This is a genomic window from Methyloligella sp. GL2, assembly GCF_013341275.1.
Taxonomy (GTDB): domain Bacteria; phylum Pseudomonadota; class Alphaproteobacteria; order Rhizobiales; family Methyloligellaceae; genus Methyloligella.
On sequence record NZ_CP054476.1, the window covers coordinates 35,906 to 60,455 of the forward strand.

Genomic DNA, 24,550 nt, shown 5'->3' on the forward strand with positions numbered 1-24,550 from the left:
TACTTCGTCCTTCTCTCCATGCTGTGAGTGGTGATTTTTCGGAGGGTTACTTCGTGCCGCCAGACGACGAACTGCGCGCCCTTCGGGGCTTGGGCGCCGCCGCCTGATCGTCCACGGCGAGGCTGAAGTCGTATCGGAACTTGCGGACGTCCCACATCTTGTAGACGTCGGCTTCGATGAAGCCGGGGATGCGGCTCCACAATTCTTCGCGATAGGCGCCGAAGGCGCGGTCGTCCTCCATCGCGACCTCGAACATGACGTCGTAGTCGTTGATCAGGAGGCCGATCCAGCCGACCTGCCGTTGCTGCGACAGCAGCTCCACCGCCTCTTCCATGCAGCCGGGCTTCAATTTGAGCCCGACGGTGGCGTGGAAATGCAGACCCATGCGCCAGGGATTGGGGACGGCGATCACTTCGACGACGCCGGCCTCGTGCAATTCGTTGTAGCGGCTGCGCGCGGTCGCCGGCGAAACGCCGAGACGCTTGCCGATCTCTCGGAACGAGGCACGCCCGTCTTTTTGGAGCTCCGCAATGAGCCGGCGGCTGAGCTGATCGAGCTCAAATTCATCAGTTTTGCTCATTTGATAAGCAATCCTGCTATTTGTTGTTCATATGAACGCTACTATCGAAAAAAGTAGATCATCACATTCACAAAATCAAGATTTTTCGTCATAATGATCAATGTATTCACCGCTGTTTAGGAGGTAGTCGCATGCGAGGGCTCTATCATCGCGATGCGTATGATCTCGGCCGCAAAGTGCCGAGCTTTTGGGAACACAGCGCCGGGCCGGCGCCGGACGGCTGCCGTCCCATCGATGGCGATGTGGATTGCGAGATCGCCATCATCGGCGGCGGCTACACCGGACTTTCGGCGGCGCTGCATCTGGCGCAGGACTCGGGCGTCGAAGCCGTTGTGCTGGAGGCCGGCGAGATCGGCTGGGGCGCCTCGGGGCGCAATGGCGGGTTCTGCTGTCTCGGCTCGCACAAGCTCGGCAATGAAGAGCAGATCAAGCGTTTCGGCCTGGAGGCGACGCGCGCCTATTTCAACGCGCAGGTCGAGGCCATCGACCTGGTCCGCGATCTCGGCCGGCGGGAGGCGATCGATTTCGACGCCACGGGCTCCGGCGAAACCGTGCTCGCCCATCATCCTTCGCGCCTCGCGGAGCTGCGGGAGGAGCAGGAGTTTCTGTTCGAGACCTTCGGCGTGGAATCGACGCTGCACACGAAGAATGCTCTCGCCGAGAGCGGCATGAGCAGCCCGGCGGTCCATGGCGGACTTCACGTGCCGGTCGGCTTCGGACTGCATCCGGGCAAATATGTGCGCGGGCTGGCGCGGGCGGCGATCAAGGCCGGCGCGCGGGTGGCGACGCGCAGCGAAGTGACCGGCTGGAGCAAGGAGGGCGGCCGCCATGTGCTGACCACGCCAGGCGGACGGGTGCGCGCCAAGAAAGTGCTGATCGCCACCAACGGCTATACCAGCGACTCGCTGACCAAGGCGGTTTCGGGCCGCACCTTGCCGGCCTTCTCCAAGGCGATCGCGACACGTCCGATGAGCGATGCGGAGCTTGCCGCGCAAGGCTGGACCACCACCGAGATGGTGTTCGACACGCGCACGCTGCTGCATTGGTTCCGGCTGTTGCCGGACAAGCGCATGGTGTTCGGCGCACGCGGCGACTTCAATGCCGACCGCGCGGGCGAAGCGGCGCGGAAGGCCGATCTGGTCGCCGATTTCCACGCCATCTTCCCGGCCTGGAAAGATATCGATATCCCGTTCTTCTGGTCGGGGCTGGTCTGCCTTGCCTTCGACCGGGCGCCGCATCTCGGCGCGTTCGATCCGGGAAGCGGGGTGTTCTACTCCCTCGCCTATCACGGCAACGGCGTTGCCATGGCAAGCTGGTCGGGCCGGGCGATGGCGCGGCTGATGACCGAGGGCGAGAAGGCCGCCGGCATTCCAGCGATCATGCGCAAGCCGCTGCCGCGCTTTCCGTTCCCGGCCTTGCGTCTTCTGTATCTGCGTGCGGCCTATGGCTATTACGGCCTCCGCGATGCGCTGTCCTGATGGCGTTCGGTGACGCGCTGCCTCAACCGCGGTAGCGCGTCACCCACAGTGCGATTGCCGTCATCCCGATGGTCAGGCAGATGATCACCGTGCCCACCGCATTGATGGTCGGATCGATGGTGGTGCGCAGCATGCCCCAGATCAGGGTCGACAAGGTGTTACCGCCGCCAAGGGTGAAGAAGGTGATGACGAAATCGTCCAGCGACAGCGCCATGGCGATGAGCGCACCGCCGATGATCGAGGCACGGGCCACGGGCAAGGTCACCGTCATGAAGGCCTGCAGCGGGGTGGCGCCGCAATCGCGCGCTGCCTCGACTGCCGCATAATCCATCTGCCGGAGCCTGGCATGCACCACGGCGATGACGAAGGGCTGGGTGTAGACGAGATGGGCGAGGATCACCGAGATGCGTCCGAGCGGCATGCCGATCAGCGAATAGCAAGTAAGCAGCGCCAGGCCGATCACCAGCGGCGGCAGCATCAGCGGCAGGCCGAGGGTGCTGATCGCGACGCCGGCGGTCTTCTCCTTCAACTTGATCAGGCCGAGGGCCGCGAGCGTACCGGTGATCGCGGAGGCGAGACCGACCGTGCCGGAGACCGCGACGGTGGTCTTCAGCGCGCTCCAGAATTGCGGCCAGTCGAAAACCTCGCGGTACCAGTCCAGCGTCACACCACCCATGGGAAAGGTGGTGAGCTGGTTCTTGCCGAAGGAGAACAGCACCACCAGCAGGATCGGCGTGAGCAGAAAGATCGCGACCAGAACCGCGAACCAGGTGGAGGGTCTGAGCAAACGGTCGATCATCGCGGGCTCGTCAGTCGTGAGAGGAACCAGAGGCCGATGATGATCGCCAGGCAGACCACCAGCATGGTGAAGGACATCGCCGAGCCGAGCGGCGCGTTCATGCGGAGACCGAACTGGCCTTCGATGAAATTGCCGAGCATCGAGGTCTGGGTGCCGCCGACCAGACGCGGCGTCACGTAATCGCCGGCCGAGACCAGGAAGCTCATGGCGAAGGCGGCGATAACGCCGAAGCGGGCCTGAGGCAGCACGATGCCGAGCATGACCCGGCCGCGCTTGGCGCCGAGATCGCGGGCCGCCTCGAGCGCATGATCGTCGACATCGATGAGCGAGCCGTAGATCGGCAGAATGGCCAGCGGCAGCAGGTAATGCACCAGGGTGATGATCACCGCGAACGGGCTGTAGAGCAGCATGGTCAGCGGCTCGTCGATGACGCCGACCCACATCAGCGCAGTGTTGAGAATGCCCTCGCGGCCGAGGATGGTCTTCCAGGCATAGATCTTGACCAGATAGCCGCCGAACAGGGTGAACAGCGCCATGAACAGCAGCAGCGGACCGAGCTTGCCGGCGCGGAAGCGGATCACATAGGCGAAGCCGAACGCCAGCGCCGTGGTGACGAACCCGACCGTGAGCCCGATGACCAGCGTGAACAGCAGCGAGCCGGAATACTCCTGAAAGGTCTTCGCATAGTTGGCGAAGGTGAAGGTCGGCACCAGCGCGAACAGCTTCACCTGCCAGAAGCTGACGACGAAGAACATCGACAGCGGAGCTACGAAGAGCACCGCGAAGACGATGATTGCGGGTGCCGCCGAGAGCCAACCTTGTCGTTGCTTCAGCATCTTAGGTATCGAGCGTCCGCTGTTGATCGTAGTTCCAGCCGAGCTTCACGCGATGGCCGACCTCGATATTGCAGACCGCCGTCTCGTCGGTGGTATGGGCGATCAGATCGGTGCCGTCGTCGAGATGGAAACGAAGCTGGACGTAGGAGCCGAAGAAGATGACGTCGACGAGCTCGCCCTCGATGGAGACATCCATGGGCGCATCGCCGTCGATCAGGATGTTCTCGGGGCGGACGATGACATTGACGTGGGTATCGGGGCCCTCGTCGGGAAATTCGATCCCGGCTTCGAGCTTGACCACGCCGCCCTTGCGCTCGGCGGAAAGCACGTTGGCATCGCCGATGAAGGTGGAGATGAAGCGGGTCGCCGGCTCGCGGTAGATCTGCCGCGGGCTGCCTTCCTGCACGATGGAGCCGGACTCCATCACTGCCACCCGGTCGGCCAGAGACATCACCTCGCCCTGGTCGTGGGAGACCAGCACGAAGGTGCCGCCGATGGCGTGATGAATATCGCGCAGCTCCGCATGCATGGCCTTGCGCAGCTTCAGGTCGAGCGCGGCAAGCGGCTCGTCGAGCAGCAGCACCTTGGGCCGCATGACAAGCGCGCGGGCCAACGCGACGCGCTGGCGCTCGCCGCCGGAAAGCCGCGTCACGTCGCGATCGGCGAAATCGTGCAGATGCACGAGCTTCAACACCTCGGCGACGCGGTCGTCGATCTCCGACTTGGCGACTTTGGCGATACGCAGGCCGTAAGCCACGTTCTGGCGCACCGTCATATGGACGAAAAGCCCATAGCTCTGAAACACCATGTTGCTGGGCCGGCGCTCCGGCGACAGGGCGGTCACGTCGGCGCCGTCGATCTCGATGGTGCCGCCGGAAGGCTTCACGAAGCCGCCGATCATGCGCAGCAGAGTGGACTTGCCGCAGCCCGAGGGCCCCAGGATGGCGAAGAACTCGCCCCGCTGGATGGTCAGGTCGGTCGGCTTGACCGCGATCTTGCGGCCGTATTTCTTCGTAACGCCGGTCAGGCGCAGAATGGGCTTCCGCGCCTGACCGGACGATGTCGGTCCTGACAAGGTCACGCCTTCAGGAACCGCTCGTAGCCTTCCAGCATCTCGTCATAGGTGACGTATTTGCCATCGCTCTCGAGCGGGAACATCGGATAGAGATGCGCATTGGCGAAGTACGCGTCGAGATCGCTGAAGTCGTACAAAGCCTGGACCTCTTTCTTCAACTGCGGAACCGCGTCCTTATTGACGACACCCAGCAGATTGTCATTGCCGAATTTGGCCTGAGCCTCCGCGCTGACGCACTGGTTCACGAAGGCAAGATCGAGATCGTAGTTCGGCGCATCCTTGGCGATATTGATCGTGTCCAGGAAGCCCCAGGTGCCTTCCTTCGGCTTGGCGATCTCCACCTTGGTGCCCTTCTCGGCGCACCAGACGACCATCGGCTCCCAGCCCATGATCATGGCGACCTCGCCGCGTGCCAGCATGTCGGAACCATCACCCAAACTGGCCGGCATGGCGCGGGCATGGTCCTTCTTGATCTTGATCAGCAGCGCGATGGTCTCGTCGAGCTGCTTCTTGGTCATCCGGGTCGGCGTGTCGGTGCCGGTGGCGACGCGGGCCCAGACCAGGACGTTGGTCATGGCATCGCTGAACAGCGCGACCTTGCCCTTGTATTCGGGCTTCAAGAAGTCTTCCCAGCTGGTCGGCGCCGAGGAGACCATCTCCGGATTATAAAGCAGCGCGCAGGACGAGAAGGTGAAGGGCAACGCATAGGTCTTGCCGTCGATGACGAAGTCGTCGTTCTGAAAGTTCGGCAGCAGGTCTTTCGAATTCGGAACCTTGGCGAGATCGATCGGCTCGAGCAGGCCGGCGGCCTGGCCGATGGCGACATACATCTGATTGAGGGTGGCCAGGTCGATAGAGCCGACACCGCCGGCGCGCAGCTTGGTGATGATGTCCTCAGTGGTGTTGATGTAGGTGGCGTCGAGAGTGGCGTCGTTGTCTTTGAGGAAATCGCCGATGCGGTAGACGTCCTCATAGCCCTGCCAGCCGAGGAAGGTCACGTTACTGGCGGCCGAAGCCCGCCGCGAGAAGCCACTGCCGATTGCTGCGGCACCTGCCGCTGCGCCCATATATCCAAGCACGATCCGACGCGTTACCGGCGCTTTCAAATGGCCATTCTCTCGGCGGCTCCGGCATACCGGCGCCAAGTCTTTGGTGGTCATTGCGTAACTCCCTGTTACTTCGGCGACCGCTGCGGCCGAACATCCGCAGCAACGGCACACCCCTGCTCACATCGTCCCAGTCACGATCAGCTGTTTCTGCTCAAATAGACATCAAAATGATGTTTTTTTGATCATCTGATCAATGATATTCACGATGCTAACTTATCACGTCGAAAAGTACAGGGTTTTCCGCTCAAAAGATCAATGGCGCACTCGATCATTGACGAAATGACCAGTACAGCTGGCACTCCTGTTCCGTTTGATCAGAGGACCTCTACGGGTCAGCCAGCAACTAATCGCCCCTATGGATATCAAGAAGGGCGAAATAGGGGGAAAGTGGCTTTGATTGTATCGCCGATTCCGTCGGTACAGTCTGGGGACGATCCCCGGCTGTCTTTAATCCATTCCGGTTTGTGTAGTGGTCCGGCGGCTTGTATTTCGACCGCCGGTAGGTCACTCGTAGCCTGGCCGGCGCTCGGACAAGACTCCGCTGTCCGAAACGGGCGCCGCACGGAGTGCCGTCGAGCTATTGGGCTGCGACGCCGCCACGCGCCCCCAGACGTGGCAAGCCCTGCCCGACGCCGCTACAACGCGATGACTGCAAGGCTTCTATCCGTGCCGCCTTCCTCACGCCGTCCCGACTGCCACTGCCTTCGTGCGAGACATTTGCCATGAGCCGTCCCATTGTCGTCATCCCGTGCTGCGCCAAGCGCATCAACGACTACACATTCGATGCGGTGAAGCGGGAGTATTCCGCCGCGGTCGCGCAGGCTGCCGATTGCCAGCCGCTGCTGATGCCGATCGGCGCGGCGCTGATCGATGTCGAGGCGGCGCTCGCCATTGCCGACGGGCTGCTGTTCACCGGAAGCCCGTCCAACGTCCATCCCAGCCATTACGGCGACGAGACGCCGGCCAACCCCGAGGCGCTGGACCTTGAGCGCGATGCGGTGACGCTGCCGCTGGTCCGCACCGCCATCGAGCGGGGCGTGCCGATGCTCGCCATCTGCCGGGGTTTTCAGGAGCTCAACGTCGCGCTCGGCGGCAGCCTGTTCCAGGAGGTCCATAGCCAAGAGGGCTATATGGACCACCGCGAAGGCCCCTCGCCCGATGTCGAGGAGCGCTGGGGTCCGAAACATCCGCTGCAGCTGACCGGCAAGTTGAAAGAGTGGATCGGCGAGGACAAGATCATGGTCAACTCGCTGCACGGCCAGGGCGTCTCGCGGCTTGCCGAGGGCTTGCAGCCTGAGGCCTATGCCGAAGACGGGCTGGTCGAGGCGGTGCGCGGACCGAACGACGATGCGTTTTGCGTCGGGGTGCAGTGGCATCCGGAATGGGACGCGACCACCAATCCCGCTTCGAAAGAGCTGTTCACGCGCTTCGGTGCGGCCGCCCGGAGCCGCAAGTGACCGACGTGACAGACGAACGCTACCTGACGGCGGAGGAAGCCGAAGACTTCCTCGCCCGGCACCCGACGCTGCAATGGGTCGACATTCTGCTGTTCGACATGATCGGCATCGGTCGGGGCAAGCGCATCCGCGCCGCCGAGCTGCCGGCGCTCGCCAAGAAGACGGTGATGTTCTGCTCCACGGTCTATCTGATGGATACGCGGGGTACGTGCTGCGAGGAGACCGGGCGGCTGTGGGAGACCGGCGATCCGGATCTGAAGTTCCGCCTGCTGGCCGACACGCTGGCGCCGGTCGATACCGGCGAGGTCACCCATGCTCAGGTGGTGATGGTGCCGGTGGAGGATGAAGGCGGGCTGGATCCGCGCCGGCTGCTTCAGCGCCAGGCGACAGCGTTCGCCGCCGAGGATCGCTTTCCGGTCGCCGCCGTGGAGCTGGAATTCTATCTGATCAAGGCCTGCCCCGATGGCGACTTCAAGCTGGAGACGCCCGCAGGCGCGATCACCGATCCCGATTGGGAGCAGCTCTATCAGTTCGACGAGCTGAACTGGGCATCCGCCTTCATCGACGACGTCTACCGCATCGCCGAGGGCCAAGGCCTGCCGGTCGATACCATGATCCAGGAATCGGGCCCGGCGCAGTTCGAGATCAATCTGCAGCACCGCAGCGATGTGGTGCAGGCGGGGCTCGAAGGGCTGCTGCTGAAGCGCGCCATCAAGGCGGCGGCGAAGGTCCACGGCATGGACGTCACCTTCATGCCGAAGCCGCATCACGATTGGGCGAGCTCGGGCATGCATGTGCATATGAGCCTGGTCGATGTGGCCGGAAACAATCTGTTCGCCGGCGATTCCGTCTCGCCGCTTTGCCGCAACGCCATCGGCGGATTGCGCGAAACCATGGGCGAGTTCATGGCGCTCTGGGCGCAGTCGGCCAATGCCTACCGGCGCTACCAGCCGAAAGCCTATGTGCCGCTTGCCGCCAACTGGGCCTACAACAATCGCAATGTCTCGCTGCGCGTGCTGACCGAGCCGGCCGCGGCAACACGGATCGAGCATCGCATTGCGGGCTCCGACGCCAATCCCTATCTGGTGCTAGCCGCCATGCTGGCCGGCATCCGCCACGGCATCGCCGAAAACGTCGATCCGGGCGAGGCTTGCGAAGGCAGCGCCGAAAACGGACCGGCACTTGCTCTGCCGCTGACCTGGGAGAGCGCGATCGCCCGGTTCGGTGCGTCGCCCATTGTACGCGAGGCTTTCGGCGAGCCGTTCCAGACCGTGTTCACGCGACTGAAGCAAGCCGAGCGGGATCATTTCGCCCGCATCGTCACCGCGCTCGATCACCAATGGTACGCCCATGCAGTCTAGAGCCACGCCGTCTCGGCACGTCAAACGACGATGCCATCCTCACCAAAATACGCGGATATGACATCCGCCCCACTCACCTTCGCTGATAGGTATTCTCATGACGATTGAAACGAAGAAATTCCCCACGGACGCGCTGATTGGCGATACGTGGGTCAAATCCGACAAGACGTTCCCGGTCACCGATCCGGCGACCGGCGAGGAGATCGCAAAGGTTGCCGATCTCGGCGCGGCGGAAACGATGCAGGCCATCGACGCGGCCGAGAAGGCGCTTCCGGCCTGGTCGGCGATGACTGCGAAAGCACGGGCCGCGATTCTGAGACGCTGGTACGAGCTGGTGACGGCCGAGACCGAGGCTTTGGCGCGGCTGATGACTCTGGAGCAGGGCAAGCCGCTGGCCGAGGCGCGCGGCGAGATCGCCTATGGGGCGAGCTTCATCGAGTGGTTCGCCGAGGAGGGAAAGCGGGCCTATGGACGAACCATCCCGACCACGACCGGCGGCAAGCGCTATCTGACGCTGAAGCAGCCGATCGGCGTCACTGCGGCGATCACGCCGTGGAACTTCCCCCACGCGATGATCACCCGGAAAGTCGCGCCGGCGCTGGCCGCGGGCTGCACCGCGGTGGTGAAGCCGTCCGAGGAAACCCCGCTCTCGGCGCTTGCGCTCGCCAAGCTGGCCCTGGATGCAGGCGTGCCGCCGGGTGTGATCAACGTGGTGACCTCGATGGATGCGCCGGCCGTCGGCAAGGCGCTGTGCGAGGATCCGCGGGTGCGCAAGCTCTCCTTCACCGGCTCCACCGCGGTCGGCAAGACGCTGTACCGCCAGTGCGCCGACACGGTGAAGAAGCTCACCCTGGAGCTTGGCGGCAACGCGCCGATGATCATTTTCGACGATGCCGATCTGGATAAGGCCATCGCCGGCACCATGGCCTCGAAATACCGCAATGCCGGCCAGACCTGCGTCTGCGCCAACCGCATTCTGGTGCAGGCGGGGATCTATGACCGCTTCGCCGAGGCACTGGCCGAAGCGGTCAAGAAGCTCGCCGTCGGCCCGGGTATCGCGGAAGGAAGCACTGTCGGTCCGCTGATCAACAAGGCGGCGATCGACAAGGTGACTGTGCTGATGAGCGATGCGCTCGGCAAGGGCGCCAAGGCGGTGGTCGGCGGAGACGAGTCTGCCGAGGCTTCGCTGTTCTGCAGCCCCGCCGTGCTGCGCGACGTCACCACGGATATGCGCATCGTCAGCGAGGAGATTTTCGGCCCCGTTGCGGCACTGGTCCGCTTCGAGACGGAAGAGGAAGCGGTGGCACTCGCCAACGACACGCCGTTCGGCCTCGCCTCCTATCTGTTCAGCGAGAACCTGTCGCGGGCCTGGCGCGTGGCGGAGAAGCTGGAATCCGGCATGGTCGGCGTCAACGAAGGCGTGTTCTCCAACGAGGTTGCCCCGTTCGGCGGCATCAAGGAATCCGGTCTCGGCCGCGAGGGCTCCGTCGAAGGGCTGGACGAGTATATGGAGACCAAGTTCATCTGCCTGGGTTCGATCGACGGATGACGACTTCAAGCTTCGACATGAACAAGCCGCAGGCCGGCGCTGCGCGGCCGCGGACCTATTACAGCGGGACCATGCGGGAGGACACCGCGTATCCGAAGCTGCAGGATCATATCGAAGCAGACGTCGTCATTATCGGCGGCGGCTTCACCGGCGTTGCCACGGCGGTGGAGCTGTCGGAGCGCGGCTTCAAGGTCGCCCTGGTCGAGAGCAACAAGATCGGCTGGGGCGCTAGCGGGCGCAATGGCGGCCAAGTCACCGGCAGCCTTTCCGGCGACGAGGCCATGCGCAAGCAGATGCGCAAGACGCTTGGCGAGGCGGCGGACGACTTCGTCTGGAACCTCCGCTGGCGGGGCCACGAGATCATCCAGTCGCGCGTCGAGAAATACGGCATCGAATGCGATCTCCGCCACGGCCATATCCAGGCAGCGATGACGCCGGCGCATATGCGCGAGCTGGAAGAGACCTATGCCGAAGCCCAGCGCCGGGGCATGGGCGCGTATGTGACCTTGCTCGACGAGCCGGGGGTGAAGCAGCACCTGAAGACCGACATCTATATCGGCGGTCTGAAGAACACCCGGAACATGCATCTCCACTCGCTCGATCTTTGCATCGGCGAAGCACGGGCGGCCGCGGGGCTCGGCGCGCAGATCTTCGAGAACACCGAAGTGGTGGAGATCGTGCATGGGCCGCGCCCGGCGGTGATCACGGCCGAGGGGCGCATCGATGCCCATCACGTGCTGCTTGCCGGTAACGGCTATCACCGGCTGGAGCAGCACTCGCTGGTCAGCCAGATCTTCCCGGCCATCGGCGCTGTGGTGGCGACCGAGCCGCTGGGGGCGCTGGACAAGGAGCTGAATCCGGAAGGGCTTGCAGTCTATGACTCCCGCTTCGTACTCGACTATTACCGGCCTACAGCCGACGGACGGCTTCTGTTCGGGGGTGGCGCCAACTATTCGGGCCGCGGCGTGCGCGATGCCGATGCGGAGCTGCGTCCGGCCATCGAGGCGACCTTCCCGCAGCTGAAGGGCGTGAAGATCGACTATGAATGGACCTGCGCTATGGGCATCGTGCTGAACCGCATTCCGCAGCTCGGCAAGCTATCGCCCAATGTCTGGTATGCGCAGGGCTATTCCGGCCACGGCATCGCCACCACCCATATCGTGGCGGAGGTCATGGCCGAGGCGCTGACCGGCACGCTGGAGCGGTTCGACGCCTTCGCCAATTGCTCGCATATGCGGGTGCCGTTCGGGCGCGCCCTGGGCAGCCCGCTGATGGGCATCGGCATGTGGTACTACCAGCTTCTGGAGAAGCTGCGCTGAGGCGCGGCCGGCAGAAGCGAGCGGAATAAAAAGGGCGGGATCAGATCCCGCCCTTTTTCGTATCCTAATTCGTGTTCCCTATTTCATCTCCGGGAAGGCGAACTCGGCGCCTTTGGCGATGCTGTCGGGCCAGCGCTGCATGGCCGCCTTGTGGCGGGTATAGAAACGCACACCCTCGGGGCCATAGATATGATGGTCGCCGAACAGGCTGGCCTTCCAGCCGCCGAAGGAGTTGAAGGCCATCGGCACCGGGAGCGGCACGTTCACGCCGACCATGCCGACATTGATGTTGTGGGTGAACTCGCGGGCGACGCCGCCATCGGAGGTGAACAGCGCAACGCCGTTGCCGTACGGGTTGCTCTCGATCAGCTCCACGGCGCTCTTCAGATCCGGCACGCGGACTACGCAAAGCACGGGCCCGAAGATCTCCTCCTTATAGATCTCCATCTCTGGGGTGACCTTGTCGAACAGGGTGCCGCCGCAGAAGAAGCCGTCCTCATAGCCGTCGATCTTGGCATCTCGGCCATCGACCACCAGCACGGCGTTCTGGTCGACGCCGGTACCGATCAACTCGTCGATACGCGCCTTGGCGGCAGCGGTGACGACCGGGCCCATCTCGGCGCCTTCGACATTGCCTTCGGCGATCTTGATGGACTTCACCCGCGGGCTCAGCTTCTCGATCAGCTTGTCGCCGACATCGCCGACGGCGACGGCCACGGAGATCGCCATGCAGCGCTCGCCGGCGGAGCCGTAAGCAGCGCCCATCAGCGCATCGCAGCACTTGTCGAGATCGGCGTCGGGCATCACCACCATGTGGTTCTTGGCGCCGCCGAGCGCCTGCACCCGCTTACCGGCGGCGGTGCCGGTGGAGTAGATATACTGCGCGACCGGGGTGGAGCCGACGAAGCTGACCGCCTCGACATCCGGATGCTGCAGCAGCCGGTCGACGGCGACCTTGTCGCCCTGCACCACGTTGAAGACGCCTTCGGGGAGACCGGCCTCGGTCAGAAGATCGGCCAACATCAGGCTGGCGGAGGGATCGCGCTCGGACGGTTTCAGCACGAAGCTGTTGCCAGCGGCGAGCGCCACCGGGATCATCCAGAGCGGCACCATGGCCGGGAAGTTGAACGGCGTGATGCCGGCACAGACGCCGAGCGGCTGGCGGATCGACCAGGCATCGATGCCGCGGGAGACCTGCTCGGTATATTCGCCCTTGAGAAGCTGCGGCATGCCGGTGGCGAACTCGATTACGTCGATGCCGCGGGCCACCTCGCCCAGAGCGTCGTCGAACACCTTGCCGTGCTCGCGCACGATATGAGCAGCGAGCTCCTTGCGGTGCTCCTGCATCAGCTGCAGGAAGCGGAACATCACCCGGGCGCGGGCGACGGGCGGGGTCTGAGACCAGGCGGGGAAGGCCGCCTTGGCCGCGGCGACGGCGGCGTCGACCTCGCTCTCATCGGCGAGTACCACCTTGCCCACGGGCACGCCGAGGGCGGGGTTGAACACATCCGCCGCGCGGCCGGATTTCGACTCCACCCGGGCGCCGTTGATGTAGTGCTGCACGGTGTAGCCTGCGCCAGCTTGCGCGGCGCCGGCCGCGCCGGTGGGGCGCGTTTCCTCGGTGATAGACATAAAAACTTCTCCTGTAGCGTTTCAGGCGTCGGGGCTGGTGACCGCGCCAATGACCTTGCCGAGGGTCTCGCACATATTGGCGAGCTCCGCCTCGGACGAGATGAAGGGCGGGGCCATGGCAATGGTGTCGGCGGTGAAGCGGACCAAGAGTCCCGCCTCCATCGCCTTCTCGAAAACCCGCAGCGCGCGGATGCCCGGGCGGCCTTCGAACGGCTCCAGCTCCACCGCGGCGGCGAGGCCGAAATTGCGGATGTCGCGGATACCGGGCGTGCCCTTCAGCGCATGGACCGCCTGCTGCAGCACCGGCTCCAGCTCGGCGGCACGGTCGATCAGACCTTCCTGCTCCATGACGTCCAGCGTGGCATGGCCGGCGGCCGCCGCCATGGGATGGCCGGAATAGGTATAGCCGTGGGCGAACTCCACCGCTTCGGGCGCACCGTTCATGAAAGCGCCGTAGACCTCGTTGCTGGTGACCACGCCGCCCATGGGGATGACGCCGTTGGTGACGGCCTTGGCGAAGGTCATCAGATCCGGGGTCACGCCGAGGCGCTGGGAGGCGAAGTTCTTGCCCGTGCGGCCGAAGCCGGTGATGACCTCGTCGAAGATCAGCAGGATGCCGTGCTTGGTGCAGATCTCGCGCAGGCGCTCCAGATAGCCGACCGGCGGGACGACGACGCCGGCGGAACCCTGCATCGGCTCGACGATCACCGCGGCGATGGTGGAGGCGTCGTGCAGCGCGACCAGACGCTCAAGATCGTCGGCGAGATGAGCGCCCCATTCCGGCTGGCCCTGCGAGAAGGCCATCTCTGCGTGATTATAAGTGTGCGGCAGATGATCGACGCCCGGCATCATGACGGGGGCGAACATCTTGCGGTTGCCCACCATGCCGCCGACCGACAGGCCGCCGAGACCGACACCGTGATAGCCGCGCTCGCGGCCGATGATGCGGAAACGCTGGCCCTCGCCCCGCGCGCGGTGATAGCCGACCGCGATCTTGATGGCGGTGTCGACCGCCTCCGAACCGGAATTGGCGAAGAAGACCTGGTCGAGCCCCTCCGGTGCCATGGCGGCGACGCGGTTGGCGAAGCTCAGGGTCACCGGGTTGGTGAGCTGGAAGGTGGTGTTGTAGTCGAGGGTTTCGGCTTGGCGCTTGATCGCCTCGACGATATGCGGATGGCCGTGACCGAGAGGACAGCACCACAGGCCGGACAGGCAGTCGAACAGGCGGCGGCCGTCGGGGAGCGTGAAATAAGCGCCCTTGGCCGAGGCGATGATCTTCGGGTTCTCTTTGAAATACCGGTTGGAGGTGAAGGGCATCCAATAATGCGCCATTCCCTCCAGGCTGCCGGTCGGGACAATTTGCTCGTTCATGATTAGGACTCCTCGGCTCAGGCGGCGAGCGCCTCTGCCGGTGCTACAAAATTATGGTGCAGGGCCTGCGCGACCGGCTCGTTGGTGATCATGCCCTTGTGCACGTTCAACCCATCGCGGAGATGGGGATTCGTCTCAAGCGCGTCCAGACCATTATTGGCCAGGGCAAGGACATACGGAAGCGTCGCGTTGTTCAGCGCATAGGCCGATGTGCGCGGCACGGCGCCCGGCATGTTGGCGACGCAGTAATGCACGACACCGCCGACCTGATAGGTCGGATCCTGGTGGGTGGTGGGGTGCGAGGTATCGCAACAGCCGCCCTGGTCGATGGCGATGTCGACGATGACCGAGCCGGGCTTCATCGAGGCGATGATGTCCTTGGTGATGAGCTTCGGCGCGGCGGCGCCCGGCAGCAGCACGCTGCCGATAACCAGATCGGCGCTGGCGCAATGCTGCTCGATGGCCTCGTTGGTGGAGAACACCGTGTTCAGCGCGCTGCCATACTGGCGCCAGAGCTTGCGCAGCACCTCGACATTGCGGTCCAGGCACCAGACCTCGGCGCCCATGCCGAGCGCGATATTGGCCGCGTGGCTGCCGGCGACACCGCCGCCGATGACCACGACCTTGGCCGGCTCGACGCCGGGGACGCCGCCGAGCAGCGTGCCGGAGCCGCCATGGGCCTTCTCCAGGAAATAGGCGCCGGCCTGGATGGAAAGACGGCCGGCCACCTCGGACATCGGCGCCAGCAGCGGCAAGCCGCCATGGGGCGAGGTCACGGTCTCGTAAGCGATACAGGACGCACCGCTGGCGACGAGATCGTCGGTCTGGGCGGGATCGGGCGCCAGATGCAGATAGGTGAACAGGATCTGGCCAGGACGAAGCATCTTGCGTTCGACGGCCTGAGGCTCCTTGACCTTGACCACCATGTCGGCCTTGGCGAAAACCTCCGCGGCATCGGCCGCGATGGTCGCGCCGGCCGCCTCGTAAAGCGCGTCGCCCGCGCCGATGCCGTCGCCGGCGCCGGTCTCGACGAGCACCTTGTGCCCCAGGGCGGTGAGCTCGCGCACATTGGCCGGCACCAGGCCGACACGGAATTCCTGGGGTTTGATCTCTTTTGGAACGCCAACAAGCATGTCGGCCTCCTCCCTTGAAAATGCGATTGCACTCCGACTCGCGATGGGCGAGCGGATTTGATCAGATAATAGGTATTGCGCCCGTGCCACCCAATACAGGACACCAGTACACCTAGCGGATTTGCGGCCAACTGTACTGCACGCTATGGTGCGGTGTATTTTTGTATGGGCAAGGCACGCGCGCCATGAGTGAGACAAGCGAAATTTCCGGCGAAACGACCGGAACGGCCAGCCTCGGCCAGAGCGGCCGGTCGGTCTCGATCGAGATTGACCGGAGCAAGGATCAGGGGCTGGTCGAGCAGATTTTCAGCCAGATCGAGGATGCGGCGACCCGCGGCGCGCTGCCGGCCGGCGCCAAGCTGCCCTCGGTGCGCAATCTCGCCAAGCAGCTGGGGGTCAGCGCCTTCACGGTGGCGTCGGCCTATGAGCTGCTGGCGGCGCGCTACGTGGTCTCCGCCCGCCGCGGCGCGGGTTATTTCGTGCTGCAGAAGGGAAGCGTCTCGCCGCCGCCGGCCGGACCTGACAAGGCGACCACGGTCAGCGATTTCTGGCAGGCCTCGGACGTGTTCACCCATGGCCGCCGGCTCGCCACGCCGGGCGGCGGGTGGCTACCCTCCTCCTGGTATTCGCAGAGAAGCGTGGTCAGCGATGCGATCCGCCGGGTTGCGCGCACCAAGCCGGAGCATCTGGTGGCTTACGGCAATCCGGCCGGCTACGACCGGCTGCGCCAGCATATCGCCCGGGACCTCGGCGAGCGGTCTCTGGCGATCTCGCCCAATCAGATCGTGCTGACCAATGGCGTCACCCATGCGCTGGACCTGGTGGTGCGGACCTGCTTGCGGCCCGGCGACAGCGTGCTGGTGGAAGATCCCGGCTATTCCAATTTGAACAGCCTGCTGGCCCGCCATGGCTGCAAGCTGCTGCCGGTGACGCGCGGGGCGGACGGGCTCGATCTGGAGGCGGCGGAGAAGCACGCCGAGATGCACCGTCCGAAGGCGATGTTCGTCACCACGGTGCAGCACAATCCGCTCGGCACGACGCTCAAGCCGACCGACGCCTATCGTCTGATGACACTCGCCGAGCGGTTCGATTTTCTCATCGTGGAGGACGATATCGCACGCCGGTTCGGCACCGATTACGACCCCTGGCTCGCCGCCATGGACGGGCTGTCGCGGGTGATCTCGGTGAACGGCTATTCCAAGACCATCGCCCCTTCGCTGCGCGCCGGCTATGTCGCCTGCAACGAACAGCTGGCCAAGGAAATCCTCACCACCAAAATGCTGACCGGGCTGACCACCTCCGAAATCACCGAGCGGATCGTGCTGGAGGCGATCTCCGATCCGAACCACCGCCGCACGGTGGAGCAGATCGCAACCCGCATGACGCAAGCGCGCGAGAGCTGCTCGCGGGCGCTGGAAGAGGCCGGCTTGCGGCTGCTCACCGTCCCCGATGGCGGCATGTTCGTCTGCGCCGGCTGGCCAGTGGCACCGACCAAGGCGTGCAATGCACGGACCATCGCCGAGGATGCTCTGAAGCAAGATATCGCCCTGGCGCCGGGTGACTTTTTCTGCATCAAGCCGCCGGAGACCATCTGGTTCCGGTTCAACGTGGCGCATCAGGATACCGAGCGGCTGCATGATTTTCTGCGCGCAGTTCCGACGCGGTGCGGCTGGAGCGCCTAGCGGCGAATGGCTAGCCGTCGGCGGCGACTGGGCAGTCCTGCGGGGCCGACGCGGCAAGCTGGCGTTCGCTGCGCGGGGTGCGGCCATAGAAGGCGCGGTATTCGCGGCTGAACTGGCCGATGGAATGGAAGCCGCAGCAGACGGCGACCTCGGTGACGGACATTTGCGACTGTAGCAGCAGCTCGCGGCCGCGACGCAGACGCAGGTGCTTGTAATATTCCGACGGCGTCAGATCGAGCGCGGCCTTGAACATGCGCTGCAGCTGGCGCAAGGAGAGGTTCACGGTTTGCGCGATGGCGGCGGCGGAAAGCGGCTCTTCCAGATTGGCTTCCATGATCGCGGCCACTTTCACCAGCACCGGATTGTTGAAGCCGCAGCGTGCCGCCGGGGGCACGCGCTGGCGGTCGCGGCTGTCGCGCACCCGCTCCAGGACCAGCTGATCGGCGATCTCGGCCACCAGGGACTTGTCGAAGCGAAGCCCGACCAGCGCCAGCATCATGTCGATGGGCGCGATCCCGCCGGCGCAGGTGATGCGGTCGCGGTCGAGAACGAACAGCTCCTCCAGCAATTGGATATCGCGGTGGCTCTCTTGCAGGTTCGCCAGATTGTCCCAATGGATGGTGCAGCGATAGCCGTCGAGCAGCCCGGCTTTGGCCAGGGCATAGCTGCCGTTGCACATGCCGCCGAGCATGACGCCGTCGCGCGCCATGCGCCGCAACAGCGCGACCGTGTTCTGGTCGGCGTGTTTGGCCACATTCGCCCCGCCGCAAACCAGCACGATGTCGCGATTGTCGCCGCCGGCGTAGTCGGCGGTCTGATGAAGCGCCAACCCGTTACCGGAGACGACCGGCTCGCCGCCCGGAGTGATAATCGACCAGGAATAGCTGCCGGGGCCCGTGATGCGCTCGGCAATGCGCAGCACTTCGATGGCGCTGTCGAGCACGATGGCGGGGAATTCGTCGAGGATCAGAAAGGTGAATTTGCTGAGCGAGGCGAGTTTCGCGGCGGAATCCTCACCGCCCGCCGACCCGTTCAGATCGGCGCGATGCGGGCTTTCCGCTCCCGCGTATAAGACCGCCTGCCGCGCATCGGTGGCGGCACGGTCCGATATCAGCTCGCTCATCTAAGCCCCGGTCCCCCGACAATTCATCCATGGCACAGCATGCGGATGCCAGACGCGAATAGTTGAACCTATTCAATTTAATTCTGAAGCCTGCCGGCCCTGGCGACAACACGGTCGACCGCAACACATTCGCGAATCTTGGGAAATCGATGTGATTTCAAAGACGAACTGTCTGAGCAATTCGCCAGTACAGTTTGCCTGAGCCTTGGCCTGCCATACCGGTCTTGCCGCGCAATTCCCGCGGAAAGGCTTCCATTGCAAGCCTTGGGCGTGATTAATGGTCGGCACGGCGCAACGTCCCGCCACGAAGGGCGGCCGCCATCCGGATCGGGGCCTCTTCCGTCCCAAACCCCAAGGAGCCAAGCATGATCAAAGTCAGTGTGATGTACCCCAACGAGCCGGGGGCACGGTTCGACCACGAATATTACGCCGAAAAACATATGCCCATGGTGGCATCGAAGATGGGCAATTCGCTGCTGCGCTACACCGTCGATCGCGGCATTGCCGGCGGCGCGCCGGGAACCGATGCCGCCTTTGTCGGCATGTGCCACTTGTTCTGCGACTCGGTCGAGAGCTTCCAGGAAGGCTTCGGCCCGCACGCGGACGAGATCATGGCCGACATTCCCAACTACACCGATCTTTCCCCCGTCATCCAGATCAGCGAAGTCGTCGTCGAGTAGCGGCTTTCGTTCCGAACGCGACTTTCCAGCCTTTCCGGCCGCATTAGACCTTTCATCGCGGCAAGCCGGGCGTCTATCCTCGCCAGGGGACATTCCCTTTGGGGACAAACCGAAGACGCCGGGACTGCCGAATGCTATATCAAGATGCGTTTCTGGAAAGGCTGGAGACGGGCTTGCGCGAGGCGCTGCCCAATTGGGGGCTGCCGAGAAGCGCACCGGTTTCGCTGCTGACCATCTCCGAAAACGCCACCTATCTCGCCGAAGACGAGGCGAAGGGGCGCAAGATCATCTTCCGGGTGCACCGGCCCGACTATCACACCGAGCAGGAGATCCGCTCCGAGCTCGCCTGGGTCTCGGCGCTGCGGGAGGGTGGCGTGGTGGCCACGCCAAGCCCGATCCCGACGCAAGACGGCGCCCTGCTCTCCTCCTTTCTCGATGACGGCCAGCTCCGCTATATCGCCGCCTTCGAATTCATGCCGGGCAAGGAGCCGGATGCGGAGGACGATCTGGTCAAATGGTATGGCGAGCTCGGCGAGATCAATGCGCGGCTGCATGCCCATGGCCGCGCCTGGGAGCGGCCGGCAAGCTTCATCCGCAAGACCTGGAATTTCGATGCGATGATCGGCGATAAGCCGCTCTGGGGCGACTGGACGGAAGCCCCCGGACTGACGCCGGAGGGGCGCGCCATCCTGGAGAAGACCTCTGCGCTGCTAAGGCAGCAGACGAATGCCTATGGTTCGGGTCCGGATCGCTTCGGCCTGGTCCATTGCGATCTGCGCCTGGCCAATCTCCTGGTCGAAGGCGACAGGCTCGGGGTGATCGATTTCGACGATTGCGGCTTCTCCTGGTTCGGCTACGACTTCGCCGCCTCGGTGAGCTTTCTGGAGCATGAGCCCTACGTGCCGGAGCTGATGGCGGCCTGGGTGGAGGGCTACCGCGAGGCGGCATCGCTTAGCGCCGAAGAGGAAGCGGCGCTTCCGATGTTCGTCATGCTGCGGCGGATGCAGCTCACCGCCTGGATCGGCTCCCATGCGGAGACGCCCACGGCGCAATCCATGGGCGTCCCTTATACGGAAGGCAGCGTGGCGCTGGGCGAGGCCTATCTCAGCCGCAACAGCTAGGCGCTAGCCATCCATCTCGTCGAGGGCTTCGGGGCTCTCGGGAAGAACCTGGCCGCCATCCACCACGATGGTCTGTCCGGTGACATAGCCGGCCTCGTCGGCGGCAAAATAGAGCGCCGCATAGCCGATATCCTCGACCGCGCCGAGCTCGCGCAAGGGGATCGCCGCCTTCATGCCGTCGAGATACTCATCGCCCATATCGGCCAGCCCCTCGGTCATGATATTGCCGGGCAGCACCGAATTGACGGTGATCTTGTACGGCGCAAGCTCGATCGCCGCGGTGCGCATGAAGCCGAGCTGGCCCGCCTTGCTCGCGCCGTAATGGGACCAGCCGGGGAAGCCGGTGATCGGCCCGGTGATCGAAGAGGTGAGGATGATGCGGCCCTTGCCTCGGCTTTTCATCGCCGGAAGCACGGCGGAGACGCAGAGGAAGGTGCTCTTCAGATTGGTGGCGATGACGTCGTCGAAATCCTCCGGCGTCATCTCGCCGAGCTTGGCGGAGGGAAAGGCGCCGGCATTGGCGCAGAGGATATCGATGCCGCCATAGCGGTCCACGGCCGCTTCGGCCATCGCCTTGCAGGCTTCCGGATCGGTGACGTCGGCGACGAAACCGGAGGCCTTATCGCCGATGCCTTTGGCCACGGCCTCCGCCTCCTCCAGATTGCGCGAGACCACCAGCACGTTGCAGCCGGCCTTGCCGAAGACTTCCGCGATGCCCTTGCCGATCCCCTTGCTGCCGCCGGTGACGATGACGGTCCGGCCTTCCATCGAATTCCACATATTGCCCTGCCTTTGTCCCTTCTTGTCGCCTTGCTCATCGCGCGTCATGCAGCGCTGACCGAGGCTTAGGTGCAGCGCAGCATGCGCGGTCTCAACAATGCGGATGCGGCAGAGGGTTGTAAACCGCGCCAGGGGCTGGCACGCGCGCAATTTGGGGCGGATTCTGCGGGCGGCCGCCGAAAGCGGCCTGTTCCACGCCGAAAAATCAGGCTCAGAACGGCAGGATTTATGCCGTTTGACGGCGTGTTAATTGCCAGATTTACTCTCCTTATACGGGAGAATTTGGCATGCGCATTCTGATTGCTTTGGCGGTGTTACTGGTTTTCGCACCGCAGGCCGAGGCGGCCAAGATGCTCGGCTTCGCCGTGAGCATCCGGGATGGCGATACCTTTTCGCTCTGCGAGGGGCGGGCCTGCAAGGATGTCCGGCTTTGCGGCATCCGCACCCCGAAGGAAGGCGAGGCCGGTTTCGAGGAGGCGCGCACGGCGCTGACCACAGTGCTCGGCGGCAACATGGTCAAATGCATCTCCATGGGGGCCGGCACGCCCTGCGACGGGCTGCCGAAGCCGAAGACGGCGGAGCCCATCATGGTGCAATGCTTCATCGGAAGCCGCGATATCGCCGCCACCATGGTGGAAAGCGATTTCGCCTGCGACCTTACCGGCGAGCACTACGCCAAGGAGGGCGCCGGCAAGGCCTGCGCGCCGGCGGAGTAACCGGGCAGCGCTACCTCACATTGCCGCAATCGTCGGACACCCAAGTGGCGTCGACCTTATGGGTCATCTCGATCGGCCCGGCGCCGTGCTGGCCGGTGAATTTCATCTGGCCGGAATAATGGGTGTCACTGTCGAAGACGTATTCCATGTGGCCGTTGCCCTGGAATTGCCCGCCATCGCAAACGAGGTCGGCGGCCATGGAACTGCCCGTCACCTTGCGGTTCTCCACCCGGCACTGCTCCATATCCTTGGGCTTCAGAGCGCCCTGATTGTCGATCATCTCCTGGGTGATGCAGGTCTTGGCCGATATGGTGCTCGGCTTGGAGAAGTCGGGAAGCTTGATGCCCATGGCTTCCATCTGCTTACGCTGAGCGTCCGAGATTTGCGGCATCTTCGGCATGCCCATACCGCCCATATTCATGGTGATGTCCTGCTGCCAGAGACCGGGCCGGACCTGCTGTGCAGAAGCGCCGGTCGCAACAATCACGGCCAACAGGCCCAGGCAAAATGTCAGACAAGGTCTCATCGAGCGGTCCTCCTCCAGCACTTTCGGTTGTTGGCGCCTTCCCGCGCAACCGCAGCCTAACCGCCGACAGTGATTTTCGCCACGCTTTACCGTGTCTCTTTACGTTTCCCGCCTCCCTTGCGGCGAAGATGCACAGGGCGGCGCCCTTCGGAACGGGTGCAGCCGCTATTACTTATTAGATACAGCGGCGCGGATTAGCGGGCCGCTCCGGCTCTAAAACGAGGAGGACGAAGATGGGACGTGTTGAAGGGAAAGTTGCGTTGGTCACAGGCGGCTCGCACGGTCTCGGCAAGGCGATGGCCGTGCTGCTGGCCAAGGAAGGGGCCAAGGTCGTCATCACCGATATCAAGGATGAGGAAGGCGAGGCGACGGCCAAGGAGATTGGCGATGCGATCTACCTTCATCACGATGTGGCCAAGGAAGAGGAATGGGAGGCCGTCGTGGCCAAGACCCTCGATCAGTTCGGCCGGCTCGATGTGCTGGTGAACAATGCGGGCGTTGCGATGGAGAGCAAGCCGGAGGAGACCAGCCTCGAGAAGTGGCGCTGGCTGATGAGCATCAATCTCGACGGCGTCTTCCTCGGCACCAAGCACGCCATTCTGGCGATGAAGAAGAACAACCCATCCAAGGGCTCGATCATCAACCTCTCCTCCATCGAGGGGCTGATCGGCGATCCCATGCTGTCCTGCTACAACGCTTCGAAAGGCGGCGTGCGGCTCTACACCAAGGCGGTGGCGCTGTATTGCGCCAAGAACGGTCTGGGCATCCGGGTGAACTCGGTCCATCCCGGCTATATCTGGACGCCGATGGTGGAGAAGCTGATGGCCGACACGGTCGGCATCGAGGAAGGCCGCAAGCAGCTCGCCGCGCTGCATCCGATCGGAGATGTCGGCGAGCCGAACGATATCGCCTATGGCGTGCTGTATCTGGCCTCCGACGAATCCAAATTCGTCACCGGCTCGGAGTTGGTGATCGACGGCGGCTACACGGCCCAGTGAGCTTCACTTGCGCCCGATCCATTCGCGGGCTTGGGGCGCATCGGCCAAAGGGAAGGCTTTCATCTCGGCTGGCATCATGATGGCGAAGAAGCGCACGCTGTTGGCGATCCACTCCACATCGGTCACCACGGCGATGCGGCGCCAGCGCGACAGATGCTCCATGCCGAGCTTGAAGTCTTCCCAGGCCGCGGTCGGATCGACACCTGCGAAATCGGTGCGGATCTCGTAATAGATCGAGATCTTATCGTGGGTTTTCAGTGCCTTCTCCACGGCCGGGATCAGCACCATCTCATAGTCTTTGCGGGTGATTTCGCCGGTGAAGGCGATGGCGACGACATCGTCGGGGAAGCCCTCCAAAAGTTCGATCACGGCAGGTCTCCTTTCGCGGGGGAATGGGCGGTTTAAGCGCGCAAAACCTTCTTTCCTCCGCCCGCGCACGGCCGAACGTCAGTCGGAGAACAATCGCAAATTGCGGCGCAAAGGCCGCGGTTCTACGCCTTACAGAGTCGCCAGAGCCAGAATGGCGAGGATCGCCAAGATGCCGCCGGCGGCCAGCGCCATAAGCCAGACGAACCCGTGAAAGGTGCGCCAATGCTCGGCCATATCGATCTCATGAGAGTCGGAGTGTGTGACGGCCATCTCAAGCCTCCTTTACCCCTATCGTTCCTGAGACCGGAATAATTCGCGCAAGGGTCCCTAGGTTCCCGCCCCTCGGTTCCTGGTAGGCGTCGGGCGCCGGGCTAGAGATCGGCGCAGGGCTCCTTGCTGAGATGGGTGACCACCTTGCCCGCGGCCTCCAGGGTCTTGCTGACCGGGCAGCGATCAGCCGCCTGGAGCAGACGTTCGCGCTGCTCTTCGCTCAAATTGCCCTGCAGATGAATGGTGCGTTCGAACTGATCGGTCTTGCTGCCGTCGGGGGCCTTGACCCTGTCGTGGCGCACCGAGACCGTCACTTGCTCAAGCGGCCAATGGTGACGATCCGCAAAGGCGCGCAAGGTCACGGTGGTGCAGGCGCCGAGACCTGCCTTCAGATATTCGTAGGGCGTCGGTCCGGTGTCCTTGCCACCGACATCTTCCCCCTCGTCGGCGCGGAGTTGATGCCGGCCGATGAGCACCAGCTGTCCGTACGGCGCATCGTCGCTCTCGGAGACAATCACGGGTCGGCTCATGCGCGGCTCCTCCTTCGTTGTGCACCACCTAGAGCATAGCGCGCCTTACGAGCCGT

General features: G+C 63.9%; 24 protein-coding genes. 10 read left to right on the forward strand and 14 right to left on the reverse strand.

The annotated features are described in order from the left end of the window. Positions 1 to 46: 46 nt before the first annotated feature. A complete protein-coding gene (locus HT051_RS00145) occupies positions 47 to 580 on the reverse strand; it encodes an Lrp/AsnC family transcriptional regulator (protein WP_174540155.1) in 534 nt (177 codons plus the stop codon). A gap of 131 nt (positions 581 to 711) precedes the next feature. Here HT051_RS00145 and HT051_RS00150 point away from each other — a divergent pair, with 131 nt between their 5' ends. Continuing rightward, positions 712 to 2,058: an FAD-binding oxidoreductase gene (locus HT051_RS00150; protein WP_174540156.1), complete on the forward strand. Its 1,347-nt coding sequence runs from the start codon at positions 712 to 714 to the stop codon at positions 2,056 to 2,058. Between the two features lie 22 nt (positions 2,059 to 2,080). Here HT051_RS00150 and HT051_RS00155 read toward each other — a convergent pair whose 3' ends face one another. Genes HT051_RS00155 through HT051_RS00170 form a run of 4 tightly spaced genes read right to left on the reverse strand, consistent with a single transcriptional unit; the run spans position 2,081 to position 5,874 of the window. Continuing rightward, on the reverse strand, positions 2,081 to 2,857 hold the full coding sequence (locus HT051_RS00155; RefSeq protein ID WP_174540157.1) for an ABC transporter permease: 777 nt from the start codon (positions 2,855 to 2,857) through the stop codon (positions 2,081 to 2,083). Next, positions 2,854 to 3,693 (reverse strand): ABC transporter permease, encoded by an 840-nt coding sequence (locus HT051_RS00160; protein ID WP_174540158.1) that lies wholly within the window; start codon positions 3,691 to 3,693, stop codon positions 2,854 to 2,856. The genes HT051_RS00155 and HT051_RS00160 overlap by 4 nt, the downstream gene beginning before the upstream one ends. A gap of 1 nt (position 3,694) precedes the next feature. Beyond that, complete coding sequence (locus tag HT051_RS00165) at positions 3,695 to 4,768, reverse strand: ABC transporter ATP-binding protein (protein WP_174540159.1); 1,074 nt, start codon at positions 4,766 to 4,768, stop codon at positions 3,695 to 3,697. 2 nt (positions 4,769 to 4,770) lie between these two features. Next, positions 4,771 to 5,874: a PotD/PotF family extracellular solute-binding protein gene (locus HT051_RS00170; RefSeq protein ID WP_174540160.1), complete on the reverse strand. Its 1,104-nt coding sequence runs from the start codon at positions 5,872 to 5,874 to the stop codon at positions 4,771 to 4,773. Between the two features lie 725 nt (positions 5,875 to 6,599). Here HT051_RS00170 and HT051_RS00175 point away from each other — a divergent pair. The 4 genes from HT051_RS00175 to HT051_RS00190 all read left to right on the forward strand — a co-directional run bounded on the left by HT051_RS00175 (position 6,600) and on the right by HT051_RS00190 (position 11,563). Beyond that, on the forward strand, positions 6,600 to 7,334 hold the full coding sequence (locus HT051_RS00175) for a gamma-glutamyl-gamma-aminobutyrate hydrolase family protein (protein ID WP_174540161.1): 735 nt from the start codon (positions 6,600 to 6,602) through the stop codon (positions 7,332 to 7,334). Continuing rightward, positions 7,331 to 8,695 (forward strand): glutamine synthetase family protein, encoded by a 1,365-nt coding sequence (locus HT051_RS00180; RefSeq protein ID WP_246810118.1) that lies wholly within the window; start codon positions 7,331 to 7,333, stop codon positions 8,693 to 8,695. Before HT051_RS00175 ends, HT051_RS00180 begins: the two co-directional genes overlap by 4 nt. A gap of 97 nt (positions 8,696 to 8,792) precedes the next feature. Continuing rightward, positions 8,793 to 10,244 (forward strand): NAD-dependent succinate-semialdehyde dehydrogenase, encoded by a 1,452-nt coding sequence (locus HT051_RS00185; RefSeq protein ID WP_174540163.1) that lies wholly within the window; start codon positions 8,793 to 8,795, stop codon positions 10,242 to 10,244. Further along, on the forward strand, positions 10,241 to 11,563 hold the full coding sequence (locus tag HT051_RS00190; protein WP_208454346.1) for an FAD-binding oxidoreductase: 1,323 nt from the start codon (positions 10,241 to 10,243) through the stop codon (positions 11,561 to 11,563). The genes HT051_RS00185 and HT051_RS00190 overlap by 4 nt, the downstream gene beginning before the upstream one ends. 78 nt (positions 11,564 to 11,641) lie before the next feature. Here HT051_RS00190 and HT051_RS00195 read toward each other — a convergent pair whose 3' ends face one another. From HT051_RS00195 to ald, 3 genes are read right to left on the reverse strand one after another with little or no spacing between them, the layout of a single operon-like run. Continuing rightward, positions 11,642 to 13,195 (reverse strand): CoA-acylating methylmalonate-semialdehyde dehydrogenase, encoded by a 1,554-nt coding sequence (locus HT051_RS00195; protein ID WP_174540164.1) that lies wholly within the window; start codon positions 13,193 to 13,195, stop codon positions 11,642 to 11,644. Positions 13,196 to 13,216: 21 nt separating this feature from the next. Next, complete coding sequence (locus tag HT051_RS00200) at positions 13,217 to 14,566, reverse strand: aspartate aminotransferase family protein (protein WP_174540165.1); 1,350 nt, start codon at positions 14,564 to 14,566, stop codon at positions 13,217 to 13,219. Between the two features lie 17 nt (positions 14,567 to 14,583). Next, positions 14,584 to 15,699 carry an alanine dehydrogenase gene (gene ald / locus HT051_RS00205; RefSeq protein WP_174540166.1) on the reverse strand — a complete coding sequence of 372 codons (1,116 nt, stop codon included), beginning with the start codon at positions 15,697 to 15,699 and terminating at the stop codon, positions 14,584 to 14,586. Positions 15,700 to 15,884: 185 nt separating this feature from the next. Here ald and HT051_RS00210 point away from each other — a divergent pair, with 185 nt between their 5' ends. Continuing rightward, on the forward strand, positions 15,885 to 17,381 hold the full coding sequence (locus tag HT051_RS00210; RefSeq protein ID WP_174540167.1) for a PLP-dependent aminotransferase family protein: 1,497 nt from the start codon (positions 15,885 to 15,887) through the stop codon (positions 17,379 to 17,381). 10 nt (positions 17,382 to 17,391) lie between these two features. Here the strand turns inward: HT051_RS00210 and HT051_RS00215 are convergent, their stop codons facing one another. Continuing rightward, positions 17,392 to 18,504 carry a GlxA family transcriptional regulator gene (locus HT051_RS00215; protein ID WP_174540168.1) on the reverse strand — a complete coding sequence of 371 codons (1,113 nt, stop codon included), beginning with the start codon at positions 18,502 to 18,504 and terminating at the stop codon, positions 17,392 to 17,394. A 365-nt stretch (positions 18,505 to 18,869) separates the two neighbouring features. Here HT051_RS00215 and HT051_RS00220 point away from each other — a divergent pair, with 365 nt between their 5' ends. After that, positions 18,870 to 19,184, forward strand: coding sequence for an EthD family reductase (locus HT051_RS00220; RefSeq protein WP_174540169.1), 315 nt, complete (start codon positions 18,870 to 18,872; stop codon positions 19,182 to 19,184). A 131-nt stretch (positions 19,185 to 19,315) separates the two neighbouring features. Further along, positions 19,316 to 20,305, forward strand: coding sequence for a phosphotransferase enzyme family protein (locus HT051_RS00225; RefSeq protein WP_174540170.1), 990 nt, complete (start codon positions 19,316 to 19,318; stop codon positions 20,303 to 20,305). A 3-nt stretch (positions 20,306 to 20,308) separates the two neighbouring features. On the opposite strand, the gene fabG is transcribed toward HT051_RS00225, so the two are convergent. After that, positions 20,309 to 21,085, reverse strand: a complete 777-nt coding sequence (gene fabG / locus HT051_RS00230; RefSeq protein WP_174542785.1) for a 3-oxoacyl-ACP reductase FabG — start codon at positions 21,083 to 21,085, stop codon at positions 20,309 to 20,311. A gap of 287 nt (positions 21,086 to 21,372) precedes the next feature. On the opposite strand from fabG, the gene HT051_RS00235 reads away from it, so the two are divergent. Then, on the forward strand, positions 21,373 to 21,801 hold the full coding sequence (locus HT051_RS00235; RefSeq protein WP_174540171.1) for a thermonuclease family protein: 429 nt from the start codon (positions 21,373 to 21,375) through the stop codon (positions 21,799 to 21,801). Between the two features lie 10 nt (positions 21,802 to 21,811). On the opposite strand, the gene HT051_RS00240 is transcribed toward HT051_RS00235, so the two are convergent. Next, positions 21,812 to 22,288, reverse strand: coding sequence for a DUF3617 domain-containing protein (locus HT051_RS00240; RefSeq protein ID WP_208454347.1), 477 nt, complete (start codon positions 22,286 to 22,288; stop codon positions 21,812 to 21,814). A 272-nt stretch (positions 22,289 to 22,560) separates the two neighbouring features. Between HT051_RS00240 and HT051_RS00245 the strand changes: the two genes are divergently transcribed. Then, positions 22,561 to 23,325: a glucose 1-dehydrogenase gene (locus HT051_RS00245; RefSeq protein ID WP_174540173.1), complete on the forward strand. Its 765-nt coding sequence runs from the start codon at positions 22,561 to 22,563 to the stop codon at positions 23,323 to 23,325. 3 nt (positions 23,326 to 23,328) lie between these two features. Here HT051_RS00245 and HT051_RS00250 read toward each other — a convergent pair whose 3' ends face one another. The 3 genes from HT051_RS00250 to HT051_RS00260 form a co-directional block, all read right to left on the reverse strand. Beyond that, positions 23,329 to 23,694, reverse strand: a complete 366-nt coding sequence (locus HT051_RS00250; protein ID WP_174540174.1) for an STAS/SEC14 domain-containing protein — start codon at positions 23,692 to 23,694, stop codon at positions 23,329 to 23,331. 129 nt (positions 23,695 to 23,823) lie between these two features. Next, positions 23,824 to 23,964: an aa3-type cytochrome c oxidase subunit IV gene (locus HT051_RS00255; protein ID WP_174540175.1), complete on the reverse strand. Its 141-nt coding sequence runs from the start codon at positions 23,962 to 23,964 to the stop codon at positions 23,824 to 23,826. Positions 23,965 to 24,065: 101 nt separating this feature from the next. Continuing rightward, a complete protein-coding gene (locus tag HT051_RS00260; RefSeq protein ID WP_174540176.1) occupies positions 24,066 to 24,494 on the reverse strand; it encodes an OsmC family protein in 429 nt (142 codons plus the stop codon). Between the last annotated feature and the right edge of the window lie 56 nt (positions 24,495 to 24,550).

Coding starts and splice junctions, on each gene's coding strand:
- HT051_RS00175 (WP_174540161.1), top strand. CDS start 6,600: ATGAGCCGTCCCATTGTCGTCATCCCGTGCTGCGCCAAGCGCATCAAC.
- ald (WP_174540166.1), bottom strand. CDS start 15,699: ATGCTTGTTGGCGTTCCAAAAGAGATCAAACCCCAGGAATTCCGTGTC.
- HT051_RS00160 (WP_174540158.1), bottom strand. CDS start 3,693: ATGCTGAAGCAACGACAAGGTTGGCTCTCGGCGGCACCCGCAATCATC.
- HT051_RS00145 (WP_174540155.1), bottom strand. CDS start 580: ATGAGCAAAACTGATGAATTTGAGCTCGATCAGCTCAGCCGCCGGCTC.
- HT051_RS00155 (WP_174540157.1), bottom strand. CDS start 2,857: ATGATCGACCGTTTGCTCAGACCCTCCACCTGGTTCGCGGTTCTGGTC.
- HT051_RS00150 (WP_174540156.1), top strand. CDS start 712: ATGCGAGGGCTCTATCATCGCGATGCGTATGATCTCGGCCGCAAAGTG.
- HT051_RS00195 (WP_174540164.1), bottom strand. CDS start 13,195: ATGTCTATCACCGAGGAAACGCGCCCCACCGGCGCGGCCGGCGCCGCG.
- fabG (WP_174542785.1), bottom strand. CDS start 21,085: ATGTGGAATTCGATGGAAGGCCGGACCGTCATCGTCACCGGCGGCAGC.
- HT051_RS00260 (WP_174540176.1), bottom strand. CDS start 24,494: ATGAGCCGACCCGTGATTGTCTCCGAGAGCGACGATGCGCCGTACGGA.
- HT051_RS00235 (WP_174540171.1), top strand. CDS start 21,373: ATGCGCATTCTGATTGCTTTGGCGGTGTTACTGGTTTTCGCACCGCAG.
- HT051_RS00210 (WP_174540167.1), top strand. CDS start 15,885: ATGAGTGAGACAAGCGAAATTTCCGGCGAAACGACCGGAACGGCCAGC.
- HT051_RS00255 (WP_174540175.1), bottom strand. CDS start 23,964: ATGGCCGTCACACACTCCGACTCTCATGAGATCGATATGGCCGAGCAT.
- HT051_RS00225 (WP_174540170.1), top strand. CDS start 19,316: ATGCTATATCAAGATGCGTTTCTGGAAAGGCTGGAGACGGGCTTGCGC.
- HT051_RS00220 (WP_174540169.1), top strand. CDS start 18,870: ATGATCAAAGTCAGTGTGATGTACCCCAACGAGCCGGGGGCACGGTTC.
- HT051_RS00185 (WP_174540163.1), top strand. CDS start 8,793: ATGACGATTGAAACGAAGAAATTCCCCACGGACGCGCTGATTGGCGAT.
- HT051_RS00215 (WP_174540168.1), bottom strand. CDS start 18,504: ATGAGCGAGCTGATATCGGACCGTGCCGCCACCGATGCGCGGCAGGCG.
- HT051_RS00245 (WP_174540173.1), top strand. CDS start 22,561: ATGGGACGTGTTGAAGGGAAAGTTGCGTTGGTCACAGGCGGCTCGCAC.
- HT051_RS00200 (WP_174540165.1), bottom strand. CDS start 14,566: ATGAACGAGCAAATTGTCCCGACCGGCAGCCTGGAGGGAATGGCGCAT.
- HT051_RS00190 (WP_208454346.1), top strand. CDS start 10,241: ATGACGACTTCAAGCTTCGACATGAACAAGCCGCAGGCCGGCGCTGCG.